The organism is Pseudomonas asiatica, assembly GCF_040214835.1.
GTDB lineage: Bacteria > Pseudomonadota > Gammaproteobacteria > Pseudomonadales > Pseudomonadaceae > Aquipseudomonas > Aquipseudomonas putida_Z.
This window is the reverse complement of sequence record NZ_CP157874.1, coordinates 1,968,169-1,980,883: the sequence shown is the minus strand read 5'-3', so window position 1 is coordinate 1,980,883 and position 12,715 is coordinate 1,968,169. Positions and strand designations below refer to the sequence as shown.

Sequence of the window (12,715 nt, the reverse complement as noted above, 5' to 3'; positions counted from 1 at the left end):
CAAGGCCGCTCCCACAAGAACCGCGCATGTCCTGAATTTTACGCGATCCTGTGGGAGCGGCCTTGTGTCGCGATAGGAGCGCAACGCGCTCCCGGGTTCGGTCAGGCAAACACGGTAACCGTCTGCCGGCTCAAGGCCAGCAACTCGCCCTGCGCCGTCCTCAATGCGGCGGCGGCATGCCCATAACCATCCCGCGCATGCTCGGTTTCCACGCAATAACGGCACCAGTCCAGGGTCGACAGCTGCGCCGTGGGCTGCATGAATTCGATCGTCCAGGTCAACGTGCTGCCGGCAGCCGGCTGCTTGAGAAACGGCATCAGGCTCGGCGGCCAGGCATCGACCAACGCCAGCAGGTGCGCCTCGTTGACCGGTTCTTCGGCCACCGAGCGCAAACGTACCCAGCCACCCATCTGGCGCGACTGATTGCCACTGAACGGCAACCCACCCACCGCCCAGCGCAAGGCCACATGCTGCATGAACTCCGGGGTAACGCCTTTGATATGGGGCAGCTCGGGGGCTGCGTCTTCGAGCGCTTTCATTTCCGTGGCCGGCAACGCCGGCACATCGACCACTGATGGCCGCCCTGCACCGAAATTGCCCTGCACCAGGGTCACCACCTGGCCGTCTTGAACGGCACGGCCCAGCAAGGTGCTGACTGCCTTGCCTTCACGCAGCACCTCCACGTCGAAGCGGATTGGCACATCCGCCGCGGCCGGCGCCACAAAGCTGATGGCCAGCGAACGCACGGGGCGGTCATCGGAGATTTTCTGGCGCATGGCTTCATACACCATGGCCGCCATCAGCCCGCCAAAGGCGGCGCGACCCTGGGCCCAGCTTGGCGGGACGCTCACCGCTTCGGGGTTGGCCCGCACGGCGTCGAGCAGTTGGTTGAAATTCATTGGCCGGCTCCTGCCTGCAGCGAAAAAGGTCTGTCCATCCTAGCCAGCAAACCCTTGTCGATCAGCCCGCATATCGGTCATTTTTCGGGCTTTCGCCGCGCCAGCGCCTGCAGCAGTGCAGCCAGCGTCACATCCGAATGGCGCTCGGCCTCGTGCAACTCCTGCTCCCAGGCGACCTTGCACGGTTCCAGGTCGGCATGGTCGCGCGCCTGCAGCAGCCATTGCTGGCGATCATGCCAGTCACCCAGGTCGCCCTGGGCCTGCTTCAGCAAGCGCCGCAACGGCTTGCCCGCATGGTCGAGCTGCGGGTATGCCTCGTCACCGTAGCGCGCACGCTTGATCAGCAAACGCAGGCGATGGCGATCGTGGGCCGGGTCCTGCAGCGCTTTGTGCAACTTGCGCCACTGTTTGACCAGGCGTTTGTCGATACGCTTTTCCAACGCCTTGACCAGGCCCTCGCGGCCAGCTGCACGCAGGAACAGCGGAAACGCGTCGACAATCGCCAGCACCCGGGTCAGCTGCGGGCTGGCGGCAACACTGGCAAAGGTACTGCCACGCCCTTCCAGGCGCCGCTGCCCGGCCTCGGCAAAACCACGCCCGATCAGTTCGGCCGCCAGCACCTCACGATCACGCAACGGCGTGGTCAGTGTACCCAGCGACTTGGCGGCGTCCTCCAGTTGCTCCACCCCCGGCAGCCCACGCAGCGGCCGCAGCAGGCTGCGCAGGCGCCGCAGGGTGGTGCGCAGGTCATGCAAGGCCTCACTGTCGGTATCGGCAGCCAGGCGCTCGCGGCAGGCCAGCAGGCGCACCTGCAAGGCCACTATCTGGGCAACCACATGATCGAGCATGGCAGACATCGAAAGACGCTCCTTGGTCAGCGCCCGGCGCGAGACTCACGAATATAGAAACGGGCCTTTTCGGCTTTTCTGGTACAGCTTTCATAACCTTCGAACTGCTGCTGGGTCTTGGCCCCGGTCAGCAACGACAAGGCCTTGGAGTAGCTCACGGCACCGGCAAAGCCTTCGGCCTTGGCCAGGTCCAGTTCCTTCCAGGCGGCATCCAGTTGGGTCGCGCAACTCTCGCGGTAGGCCGTCTTGCCCGCGCAGCCAGCAAGGGCCAAGGCGATCAAGGGAAGGCAGATCCAGGCTTTCATCGGTAATACCTCAAAAGAAAAAACGTTGGCTTTTTGACGCCTCGGCAGCTGAAAAGTGCCCTGCCCAGCCAGCTTGGCCCAGCCAGTTTTATTACAGTAGCTCAGCGCGATGCACATTGAAGCACAGGTGGCGATGGGTGCATTGTAGGACCATGGTTGCACTGGCCGGGGAATGTTCATGAGCAAACGCGTGGCACTGGTACTGGGATCCGGCGGAGCCCGGGGGTATGCACATATCGGGGTGATCGAGGAAATCGAGCGCCGTGGCTACGACATTGCCTGCATCGCCGGCTGCTCCATGGGCGCGGTGATCGGCGGCATCTATGCCGCCGGCAAGCTGGAAGACTACCGCAACTGGATCGAGAGCCTCGACTACCTGGATGTGTTGCGCCTGGTCGATGTCAGCTTTCGCCTCGGCGCAATTCGCGGCGACAAGGTGTTCGGGCAAATCCGCAAGATCGTCGGCGAGATCAACATCGAGCAATTGCGCATCCCCTACACGGCGGTTGCAGCCGACCTCACCAACCAGCAGGAAATCTGGTTCCAGGAGGGGTGCCTGCACCAGGCCATGCGCGCCTCGGCGGCCATCCCCAGCCTGTTCACCCCAGTGATGCAAGGCAACCGCATGCTGGTCGACGGCGGCATCCTCAACCCGCTGCCGATCGTGCCGGTGGTGTCCAGCCACTGCGACCTGATCATCGCGGTCAACCTCAACGCCACCAACCAGAAGCAGTACCAGTTACCTGTGATCGAACGCCCGGCAGCGTTCAAGATGCGTTTCGATGCCCTGCTCAGTTCGCTGGGCTCGCGCTTGCCGTTCCGGCGCAAGCCGGCGGAGGAGCTGATCCGCATCGAGCAGGAAATCGTCGCCGAAGGGCTGGCGCCGCCAAACCCGTGGCTGGCCGACGCCGCCAACCCGGAAGGCCAGCAACCGGCGGCGGCGCCGGAGCGCGAAGGCGCGCCGAAGTCGGCGACTGGCTCGTTCATCATCGACAACGTGGGGCCCGCTTCGCTGCTGGACTTGATCAACCAGAGCTTCGAGGTCATGCAGACGTCGTTGGCGCAGTACAAGATCGCCGGCTATCCGCCGGATGTACTGATCAACGTGCCCAAACGGGTATGCCGGTTTTTCGAGTTCTACAAGGCGCCGGAGCTGATTGCCCTGGGGCGGGAGATTGCGCGGGATACGCTGGATATCCATGAAGGGGTGAAACGCTAGACCCTGCGCTGCTGGTGCCGGCCTCTTCGCGGGTAAACCCGCTCCCACAGGTTCACCACAGTACTTGAAACCTGTGTTGGACCTGTGGGAGCGGGTTTACCCGCGAAGAGGCCGGCACAGACAACAGAAACGAAACAGGCCGCACTGGGCGGCCTGTTCGTTCATGCATCCATCACCTTAGTAACGGGTGATGTCCGCCTTGGCTTCCAGCTGCTTGCGGTACGCCGCGAAGTCTTGCTGGCCAGCACGCGACGCGAGGTAGCGGCGGATCTGCTGCTTCTCTTCGTCGGTGGCAGTAGCGCCTTCGTTGACACCCTTGAGCTGCAGTACCACCAGGCTACCGTCACGCAGCACGACGCTGCCATAAACCGGCTTGTCCTTGGCTTGTGGCTTGCCCAGGCGGAACAGTGCCTGCAGCTCGGCCGGGTCGATACCGTCCTCGCCGCGGGTAACTGCTTCATAGGCCTTCCAGCCCTGCCCTTCGTGCACACTGCCCGCTGCGATGGAACCGTCACGCAGGCCGGCAATCAGCTTGTCCGCCTTGGCCTTGAGCTCGGCAGTCGCCTTCTCCTTGGCCAGGTGTTCGCTGATGTTCTTGGCCACGGCTTCCAGCGGCAGCTGCTCAGGCTTGCGGTGCTCCTTGACGCGCAGTACCACGGTGGTTTCCGGGTCGAGCTCGATGGCGGTGCTGTTGGCACCCTCCTCCAGCACTTCTTCGGAGAATGCGGCCTGCACGACCGAACGGTTGGCAGTGATGCCTTCACCACCCTCACGGCCGAAGGCTGCGGAGGTTTGCACCTTCAGGTTCAGGTCCTGGGCCGGCTGGGCCAGGTCGGAAGCCTCGTAGGCGGCATCCTGCAGCTGCTTGCTGGCATCTACGTAACGCTGCTCGACCAGCGGGATCTTCAGGTCACGGGTCAGCTTGTCCTTCAGGCTGGCGAAGCTCGGCACTTCCGGTGCCTGTACGCCCAGCAGCTTGATCAGGTGGTAGCCGAACTCTGTGCGCACCGGCGCCGAGACCTGGCCATCCTGCAACTTGTACAGTGCATCTTCGAACGCCGGGTCGTAAACGCCCGGGCCGGCGAAGCCAAGGTCACCGCCGCTGTTGGCCGAACCCGGGTCCTGGGAGAACTCCTTGGCCAGCGCGGCAAAGTCTTCACCCTTGGCCAGACGCTGCTCGATCTCGTCGGCGCGGGCCTTGGCCTGGGCGTCGGTGACCTTGTCGTTGACCTCGATGAGGATGTGCGCGGCATGGCGCTGCTCGGCGAGGTTGGCGATTTCCTTCTCGTACTGGGCCTTGAGCTCTTCGTCGGTCACCTTGACCTGATCGAAGAACACCGACTTCTTCAGCTCGATGTAGTCGATCACCACCTGGTCTGGCGACATGAACTCCTTGGCGTGCTGGTCGTAGTGCGCCTTGATCTCTTCATCGCTGACCTTGACCGCGGCCGGGTCGGCCTTGAAGGTCAGGGAAGCGAAGTCACGGGTCTGCTTCTCGAGGCGGGCAAAGGCATCGACCTGCTGGTCGGTGACGAAGCTGCTGCCGGCCAGGCCGGTGCGCAGCTGGCCGATAAGCATTTCCTCGGCGAGCATGTCGCGGAACTGCATGCGGCCATAGCCCATCTGGCGAATGACCTGGTCAAAACGGTCGGCACTGAACTTGCCGTCCACCTGGAATTCCGGCGTCTGCAGGATCACTTGATCCAGCGCGGCCTCGGAGAAGGCGAATTTGGCATCTTCGGCGCCTTGCAGCAGCAGCTTGCGGCTGATCAGGCCTTTCAGTGCCTCTTCGCGCAGCAATTTGTCGTCCAGCAGCGCCGGGTCGAAATCCTTGCCCAACTGTTGCATCAGCTGACGGCGCTGCATGTCGGCCGCCTGGCTCAGCTCGTTCTGGCTGATGGTCTGGCCGTTCACCTTGGCGGCGTCCTGGCTATGTGTGGCGGCCTGGAAAATGGCTTCAAAGCCGGTCAACGCCATCAACACGACGATAAGGCCGATGATGGTCTTGGCAATCCAACCTTGTGAATTGTCCCTGATATTTTGCAGCATGCGTCCCCCAGAAACGGCTGTACCACTGCGTCGACAACCGCGGAGCGTGGGTAGAAACCTGATAAAAGAAAGGCGCATCCGAGGATGCGCCTTTTCTTAGCAAACGTGTCAGGCGGGAACGTTTGCGCCCCGCCATCACCGTGCTCGGACCTGGCCAGGCCGGGTCCGGCTGAAAGAGACGACTTAGTTGACGGCGTCTTTCAGGCCTTTGCCAGCCTTGAAGCCTGGAACCTTGGCGGCAGCGATCTTGATCGCGTTACCGGTTTGCGGGTTGCGGCCGGTGCGCTCTGCACGCTCCTTGACCGAGAAGGTACCGAAACCAACCAGTACCACATCGTCACCTTGCTTCAGGGCGCCGGTGACGGATTCGATGACTGCGTCCAGCGCACGGCCGGCTACAGCTTTCGGGATGTCAGCAGATGCGGCGATAGCGTCAATCAGTTCCGACTTGTTCACTCTAAGTCCCCTTATTTCTCTATTGAGTTTGTTTCTAAGTATGTAATGAAAAGCTTATGAAACGTGCGCTGGGTGGCCTGATGACAATAGCGTGCCGCTTTATAGCAAGGCCCCGAAAAAACTGTCAAGGAAAGCCCCCCAGCCAAAAACTACTAGTGCGTGCTAATTCTTTCCTTAGCATCGCCGTCGCGCTTTTCATCTTTCGCGACAATCTCCGGAGCCACATCTGGCAAGGGCTCCGGGGCGTATTGCAGCGCAATTTGCAGGACTTCGTCAATCCATTTGACCGGTTTGATCTGCAGATCCTGTTTGATATTTTCCGGAATCTCCTTCAGATCGCGAACATTCTCCTCGGGAATGATCACCGTCTTGATCCCGCCACGGTGTGCCGCCAGCAGTTTTTCCTTCAACCCGCCAATGGCCAGCACCTGGCCACGCAGGGTGATTTCGCCGGTCATGGCCACATCGGCACGTACCGGAATCTGCGTCAGCGCCGACACCAGCGCGGTGCACATGCCGATACCGGCACTCGGGCCATCCTTCGGCGTGGCGCCTTCCGGCATGTGGATATGCACGTCGTGCTTCTCGTGGAAGTCGGCGGCGATACCCAGGCTGCGGGCACGGCTGCGCACCACGGTCTGCGCGGCGGTGATCGACTCGACCATGACGTCGCCCAGCGAGCCGGTCTTGATCAGCTGGCCCTTGCCGGGGATGACCACGGCTTCGATGGTCAGCAGTTCGCCGCCCACCTGGGTCCAGGCCAGGCCGGTAACCTGGCCGATCTGGTCCTGCTGCTCGGCCAGGCCGTAGCGGAACTTGCGCACACCCAGCAGGTGCTCCAGCTGCTCGCTGGCCACCTTGACCTTGACCTGCTTCTGCCCGGTATGTTCCTTGACCACCTTGCGGCAGACCTTGGCGATTTGCCGCTCCAGGCCACGCACACCGGCTTCGCGGGTGTAGAAGCGGATGATGTCGCGGATCGCCGAGACGTCGACTTCCAGCTCGTCCTTCTTCAAGCCGTTGGCCTTGACCTGCTTGGGCACCAGGTACTTGACCGCGATGTTGATCTTCTCGTCCTCGGTGTAGCCCGGCAGGCGGATGACTTCCATCCGGTCGAGCAGCGCCGGCGGGATGTTCATCGAGTTCGAGGTGCACAGGAACATCACGTCCGAGAGGTCGTAGTCGACCTCCAGGTAGTGGTCGTTGAAGTTGTGGTTCTGCTCCGGGTCGAGCACTTCGAGCAGTGCCGAGGCCGGGTCGCCACGCATGTCGCTGCCCATCTTGTCGATTTCGTCCAGCAGGAACAGCGGGTTGCGCACCCCCACCTTGGTCATCTTCTGGATCAGGCGGCCAGGCATGGAACCGATGTAGGTACGGCGGTGACCACGGATCTCGGCCTCGTCACGCACACCACCCAGGGCCATGCGCACAAACTTGCGGTTGGTCGCAGCGGCGATCGACTCGGCCAGCGAGGTCTTGCCGACGCCGGGTGGGCCGACCAGGCACAGTACCGGCCCGCGGATCTTCTTGACGCGCTTTTGCACGGCAAGGTACTCGAGGATGCGTTCCTTGACCTCTTCCAGGCCGTAGTGGTCCGCATCGAGGATTTCCTCGGCCTTGGCCAGGTCCAGGCGCACCTTGCTCTGGGCCTTCCACGGCACCTGCACCAGCCAGTCGAGGTACGACCGGACCACGGTGGCCTCGGCCGACATCGGCGACATCTGCTTGAGCTTGTTCAGCTCGGCCTGGGCCTTGGCCAGTGCGTCCTTGGGCAGGCCAGCGGCTTCGATGCGCTTTTTCAGCTCTTCGACTTCGTTGTGGCCTTCGTCGCCATCGCCGAGCTCTTTCTGAATGGCCTTCATCTGCTCATTCAGGTAGTACTCGCGCTGGCTGCGCTCCATCTGCTTCTTGACCCGACCGCGAATGCGCTTTTCGACCTGCAGCAGGTCGATTTCGGCATCCAGCAGCGCCAGGACGTGCTCGACACGGGTCGGCAGATCGACGATTTCGAGAATTTCCTGTTTCTGCTCGATCTTCAAGGCCATGTGTGCGGCCATGGTATCGACCAGGCGCCCTGGCTCTTCGATGCTGTTCAGCGACGACAGCACTTCGGCAGGGACTTTCTTGCCCAGCTGCACGTACTGCTCGAACTGCGACAGCAGCGTGCGCACGAACACTTCCGACTCGCGCTCGGCGGCGTCGACTTCGTCGATCAGGGAAACTTCGGCACGGATGTGCCCTTCTACTTCGCTGAAACGCTCCACGGCGCCGCGCTGCTCGCCCTCGACCAGCACCTTGACGGTGCCATCGGGCAGTTTCAGCAATTGCAGCACGGTGGCAACGGTACCGACGCGGTACAGGGCGTCTTCGCCCGGATCATCGTCGGCCGGGTTTTTCTGGGCCAGCAGGAGGATCTGCTTTTCGCCCGTCATCGCCGCCTCAAGGGCTTCGATGGACTTTTCGCGCCCCACGAACAGCGGGATGACCATGTGCGGGTAAACAACGACATCGCGCAATGGCAAAAGAGGCAAGTCGAGGGTGGTCTTCATGATTTCGCCTCTACAGCGGCCTTATGGCCGGAAACCGGTGGAAATGATGCTTGGACCTAATGTGGGGGCACGCTTGGGAAATTACAAGCGCTAGCGCAGGAAAAGCAGAAAGGGGCCCGTAGGCCCCTTCTTGCTTGCAACCGTCAACCGGCCATTGCCTGGATCAGGCGTCCGGTGCGGCCTTGGCTTGCGGCTCGCTGTTCTCGTAGATCATCAGCGGCTGCGAGGTGCCATCGATGACGCTCTCGTCGATCACCACCTTGCTGACATCCTTCTTCGAAGGAATCTCGTACATGGTGTCGAGCAGCACGCCTTCGAGGATCGAACGCAGGCCACGGGCGCCGGTCTTGCGCTCCAGGGCCTTGCGCGCCACGGCCTTGAGCGCATCGCTGCGGAACTCGAGGTCGACGCTTTCCATCTCGAACAGCTTGGCATACTGCTTGGTCAGGGCGTTCTTCGGCTCGGTGAGGATCTGCATCAGCGCAGCCTCGTCCAGCTCGTCGAGGGTTGCCAGTACCGGCAGGCGGCCGACGAATTCCGGAATCAGGCCAAACTTGACCAGATCGTCCGGCTCGACCTCACGCAGGGACTCGCCAACCTTCTTGCCCTCTTCCTTGCTGCGTACTTCGGCGCCAAAACCGATGCCACCCTTGGTGGAGCGGTTCTGGATGACCTTTTCCAGGCCCGAGAAGGCGCCACCGCAGATGAACAGAATGTTGCGGGTATCGACCTGCAGGAATTCCTGTTGCGGGTGCTTGCGGCCGCCTTGCGGCGGAACCGAGGCCACGGTGCCTTCGATCAGCTTCAGCAGTGCCTGCTGCACGCCCTCGCCCGAGACGTCACGGGTGATGGACGGGTTGTCCGACTTGCGCGAAATCTTGTCGATCTCGTCGATGTAGACAATGCCCATCTGGGCCTTTTCCACGTCGTAGTCGCACTTCTGCAACAGCTTCTGGATGATGTTCTCGACGTCCTCACCCACGTAACCGGCTTCGGTCAGGGTGGTGGCGTCAGCAATGGTGAACGGTACGTTCAACAGGCGCGCAAGGGTTTCGGCGAGCAGGGTCTTGCCCGAGCCGGTTGGCCCGATGAGCAGGATGTTGCTCTTGCCGAGTTCGACTTCGTCACCCTTCTTGTCACGCTGGTTCAGGCGCTTGTAGTGGTTGTACACCGCTACGGCAAGCACCTTCTTCGCGCGTTCCTGACCAATGACGTACTGGTCCAGGATACCGCTGATTTCTTTCGGCGAAGGCAATTTGTGCGCGCTGCTCTCGGCCTGGGCTTCCTGCACCTCCTCACGGATGATGTCGTTGCACAGGTCGACGCACTCGTCGCAGATAAATACCGAGGGCCCGGCAATCAGTTTGCGCACTTCGTGCTGGCTTTTGCCGCAGAAGGAGCAATAAAGCAATTTGCCGCTGTCCTCGCCGTTACGGGTGTCAGTCATTCGATCGATCCAATCCGGTAGGCTTGCAACACAAGATGAAGGCAATTGCGGGCTTTTTCAAGTCCGCAGGTAGGCGCTTTCGGCGCCCACCTGCTCTGGCACCCCGGTTCAGGAGGCCAGTTGCCGCTTGTCGTAGACCGAGTCGATCAGGCCGTACTCGGCCGCGCGCGAGGCGCTCATGAAGTTGTCACGTTCGGTGTCGCGCTTGATGGTCTCGAGATCCTGGCCGGTATGGTAGGCCAGCAGCTCGTTCAGGCGGGCCTTGATATTGAGGATTTCCTGGGCGTGGATCTCGATATCGGTGGCCTGACCCTGGAAGCCGCCCAGCGGCTGGTGGATCATCACACGCGAGTTCGGCAGGCAGTGACGCTTGCCCTTGGCACCTGCAGCCAGCAGGAAGGCGCCCATGCTGCAGGCCTGGCCGATGCAGATGGTCGAGACGTCCGGCTTGATGAACTGCATGGTGTCGTAAATCGACATGCCGGCGGTGACGGAACCGCCCGGCGAGTTGATGTAAAGATGGATATCCTTGTCCGGGTTTTCCGCTTCAAGGAACAGCAGTTGCGCGACGACGAGGTTGGCCATGTAGTCCTCTACCGGGCCAACCAGAAAGATCACACGCTCCTTCAACAGGCGCGAGTAGATGTCGTAAGCGCGTTCGCCACGGGCGGACTGCTCGATAACCATCGGGACCAGGCCGCCTGCGGCCTGGATGTCAGAGCTCTGCTGAATATAAGAATTGCGGGACATGTCCTGCGCTCACTCCCAAATAGTCATGGCTTGAATACGCACAAGCCAGCTCGAAGGCTGGCTTGTGGGGGTTTCCTACGAGAGAAGCCTGTTACTCAGCGGCGGCTGGAGCCTGTGCTGGTTTAACGGCATCTTCGTACGAGACCGACTTGTCGGTCACAGTCGCTTTCTGCAGAACAGTATCTACAACTTGTTCTTCCAGCACAACCGAACGGACTTCGTTCAGTTGCTGATCGTTCTTGTAGTACCACGCGATGACCTGCTCAGGCTCTTGGTAAGCCGAAGCCATTTCTTCGATCATTTCGCGAACCTTGCCTTCGTCCGGCTTCAGCTCGAACTGCTTGACCACTTCGGCCACGATCAGGCCCAGGACCACACGGCGCTTGGCTTGTTCTTCGAACAGCTCGGCCGGCAGTTGCTCAGGCTTGATGTTGCCACCGAACTGCTGAACAGCCTGCACGCGCAGACGGTTGACTTCGTTTTCCAGCAGGGCCTTCGGCACTTCGATCGGGTTGGCAGCCAGCAGACCGTCCATGACCTGGTTCTTCACCTTGGCCTTGATGGCCTGGCGCAGTTCACGCTCCATGTTCTTGCGAACTTCGGTGCGGAAGCCTTCCAGGGTCGATTCCTTGATGCCGAACTGGGCGAAGAACTCTTCGTTCAGCTCTGGCAGCACAGGAGCGGCAACGCTGTTGACGGTGATGGTGAACTCGGCGGCTTTGCCAGCCAGGTCCAGGTTCTGGTAGTCCTCAGGGAAGGTCACGTTGACAACGCGCTCTTCGCCAGCCTTGGCGCCAACCAGGCCGTCTTCGAAGCCTGGGATCATGCGGCCGGAGCCCAGTACCAGCTGGGTGCCCTTGGCCGAACCACCGGCGAACACTTCACCGTCGACCTTGCCGACGAAGTCGATGTTGACCTGGTCGTCGTTCTGCGCAGCGCGCTCGACGGCCTCGAAGCGGGTGTTCTGCTTGCGCAGCACTTCCAGCATGTTGTCCAGGTCGGCGTCAGCCACTTCGGCGCTCAGGCGCTCGACGTTGATCGACTCGAGGCCGCCAACGGTGAACTCCGGGAACACTTCGAAGATGGCGACGAATTCCAGGTCCTTGCCCTTTTCGAAGGACTTCGGCTCTACCGCAGGGGCGCCAGCCGGGTTCAGCTTCTGCTCGACGATGGCTTCGTAGAAGGAAGCCTGGACCAGGTCACCGAAAGCCTCTTGACGGGCATCAGCTTCGAAACGCTGACGAATCACGCTCATCGGCACTTTGCCTGGGCGGAAGCCGGCAACCTTGGCGCGCTTGGCAGTCTGTTGCAGACGCTTGTTGACTTCGTTCTCGACGCGCTCGGCCGGAACGGCGATGGTCATGCGGCGCTCGAGAGCGGAAGTGTTTTCAACAGAAACTTGCATGGATATTCCTCGTTGCACAGACGTTAGCCGGCGTTAGCCCGACTCCAGAATCAAGGGCAAGCATTCTAGTGAGTCGCGCAGCAGAAGTCACCCCACTCGGGACGACGGGAAACCACGCCGGTCGATTAACTTTCAAGGCCCGCACGACATAACGCCGGGCCTGCTTCAATGGGGGCCGCACGACGCCCGGGGCGCCCTGCAGCCGAAATACCTTGTCAAACAACTACCAGGAACGAATTCGCTGCCTTTATTCAGGGTCGATTTCGTTGAACTGGCAGTACTCCTCCCACTCCATCCCCAGCGCCTCAGCTACCTCGCGGTGCGTCTCCAGGCGCATGGCCTGCAGTTGCTCGGGGGTTTCGGCGATCAGTTGCAGGGCCAGCTCCCAAGGCTGGATACCCTGCTCCTCGGCCGCATCCTCGAACGCCCACTCGATCTGCTGGGCCTGCTCGCGCGCATCCAGCTCACGGATCTCTTCGAGCAGCTGCGGGTTGGCCTCGGCAAAGCGCTGTAGCGCCAGGGCCTGACGGGCTTCTTTTGCGATCATCGGGCTGTTCCTCTGCCGGCCAAATGGGCCGGTGTTTCAACCGGCTGAAATCTAACAGCTTTTATTGGGGTGTCACCAGAGGATTGCAAGGGCCGGGATGCGATTTGGCCGGGAGGGCGTTCGCCAGGGCATTTTCAGCGCCCGGGAGACCGAGCGCCGCCCGCGCGGCGATCCGACTTGTCCCGCGAAGCGCCGCGCGGGCGGCGCTCGATCTCACAAGTGCCAGAACCCTCAAGCCATA

At 61.5% G+C, this 12,715-nt stretch carries 11 protein-coding genes; 1 reads left to right on the top strand and 10 read right to left on the bottom strand.

From position 1 onward, the window contains the following. Positions 1–101 precede the first annotated feature (101 nt). The 3 genes from ABNP31_RS08960 to ABNP31_RS08950 form a co-directional block, all read right to left on the bottom strand. On the bottom strand, positions 102–899 hold the full coding sequence (locus ABNP31_RS08960; protein ID WP_085617510.1) for an acyl-CoA thioesterase: 798 nt from the start codon (positions 897–899) through the stop codon (positions 102–104). A 77-nt stretch (positions 900–976) separates the two neighbouring features. Next, positions 977–1,756, bottom strand: a complete 780-nt coding sequence (locus tag ABNP31_RS08955; protein WP_238067510.1) for a CHAD domain-containing protein — start codon at positions 1,754–1,756, stop codon at positions 977–979. 17 nt (positions 1,757–1,773) lie between these two features. After that, a complete protein-coding gene (locus ABNP31_RS08950; RefSeq protein WP_003259403.1) occupies positions 1,774–2,052 on the bottom strand; it encodes a hypothetical protein in 279 nt (92 codons plus the stop codon). Between the two features lie 178 nt (positions 2,053–2,230). Between ABNP31_RS08950 and ABNP31_RS08945 the strand changes: the two genes are divergently transcribed. Further along, the gene (locus ABNP31_RS08945; protein WP_024086621.1) at positions 2,231–3,271 is read left to right on the top strand and encodes a patatin-like phospholipase family protein; all 1,041 of its coding nucleotides are present in this window, start codon (positions 2,231–2,233) and stop codon (positions 3,269–3,271) included. Positions 3,272–3,448: 177 nt separating this feature from the next. On the opposite strand, the gene ABNP31_RS08940 is transcribed toward ABNP31_RS08945, so the two are convergent. The 7 genes from ABNP31_RS08940 to ABNP31_RS08910 form a co-directional block, all read right to left on the bottom strand. After that, entirely contained in the window at positions 3,449–5,320 is a 1,872-nt protein-coding gene (locus ABNP31_RS08940; protein ID WP_025338420.1) for a SurA N-terminal domain-containing protein, read from the bottom strand. 183 nt (positions 5,321–5,503) lie between these two features. Continuing rightward, positions 5,504–5,776 (bottom strand): HU family DNA-binding protein, encoded by a 273-nt coding sequence (locus ABNP31_RS08935; protein WP_003259401.1) that lies wholly within the window; start codon positions 5,774–5,776, stop codon positions 5,504–5,506. A gap of 152 nt (positions 5,777–5,928) precedes the next feature. Then, positions 5,929–8,325, bottom strand: coding sequence for an endopeptidase La (lon, locus tag ABNP31_RS08930; protein ID WP_015269697.1), 2,397 nt, complete (start codon positions 8,323–8,325; stop codon positions 5,929–5,931). A gap of 163 nt (positions 8,326–8,488) precedes the next feature. Then, the gene (gene clpX / locus ABNP31_RS08925) at positions 8,489–9,772 is read right to left on the bottom strand and encodes an ATP-dependent Clp protease ATP-binding subunit ClpX (protein WP_025338419.1); all 1,284 of its coding nucleotides are present in this window, start codon (positions 9,770–9,772) and stop codon (positions 8,489–8,491) included. Positions 9,773–9,880: 108 nt separating this feature from the next. Continuing rightward, entirely contained in the window at positions 9,881–10,522 is a 642-nt protein-coding gene (gene clpP, locus ABNP31_RS08920; RefSeq protein WP_003259400.1) for an ATP-dependent Clp endopeptidase proteolytic subunit ClpP, read from the bottom strand. A 91-nt stretch (positions 10,523–10,613) separates the two neighbouring features. Then, a complete protein-coding gene (tig, locus tag ABNP31_RS08915; protein ID WP_024086620.1) occupies positions 10,614–11,927 on the bottom strand; it encodes a trigger factor in 1,314 nt (437 codons plus the stop codon). Between the two features lie 247 nt (positions 11,928–12,174). After that, positions 12,175–12,474: a DUF6388 family protein gene (locus ABNP31_RS08910; RefSeq protein ID WP_025338418.1), complete on the bottom strand. Its 300-nt coding sequence runs from the start codon at positions 12,472–12,474 to the stop codon at positions 12,175–12,177. Positions 12,475–12,715 lie beyond the last annotated feature (241 nt).

Coding starts and splice junctions, on each gene's coding strand:
- lon (WP_015269697.1), bottom strand. CDS start 8,325: ATGAAGACCACCCTCGACTTGCCTCTTTTGCCATTGCGCGATGTCGTT.
- ABNP31_RS08945 (WP_024086621.1), top strand. CDS start 2,231: ATGAGCAAACGCGTGGCACTGGTACTGGGATCCGGCGGAGCCCGGGGG.
- ABNP31_RS08950 (WP_003259403.1), bottom strand. CDS start 2,052: ATGAAAGCCTGGATCTGCCTTCCCTTGATCGCCTTGGCCCTTGCTGGC.
- ABNP31_RS08960 (WP_085617510.1), bottom strand. CDS start 899: ATGAATTTCAACCAACTGCTCGACGCCGTGCGGGCCAACCCCGAAGCG.
- clpX (WP_025338419.1), bottom strand. CDS start 9,772: ATGACTGACACCCGTAACGGCGAGGACAGCGGCAAATTGCTTTATTGC.
- ABNP31_RS08910 (WP_025338418.1), bottom strand. CDS start 12,474: ATGATCGCAAAAGAAGCCCGTCAGGCCCTGGCGCTACAGCGCTTTGCC.
- ABNP31_RS08955 (WP_238067510.1), bottom strand. CDS start 1,756: ATGTCTGCCATGCTCGATCATGTGGTTGCCCAGATAGTGGCCTTGCAG.
- clpP (WP_003259400.1), bottom strand. CDS start 10,522: ATGTCCCGCAATTCTTATATTCAGCAGAGCTCTGACATCCAGGCCGCA.
- ABNP31_RS08940 (WP_025338420.1), bottom strand. CDS start 5,320: ATGCTGCAAAATATCAGGGACAATTCACAAGGTTGGATTGCCAAGACC.
- tig (WP_024086620.1), bottom strand. CDS start 11,927: ATGCAAGTTTCTGTTGAAAACACTTCCGCTCTCGAGCGCCGCATGACC.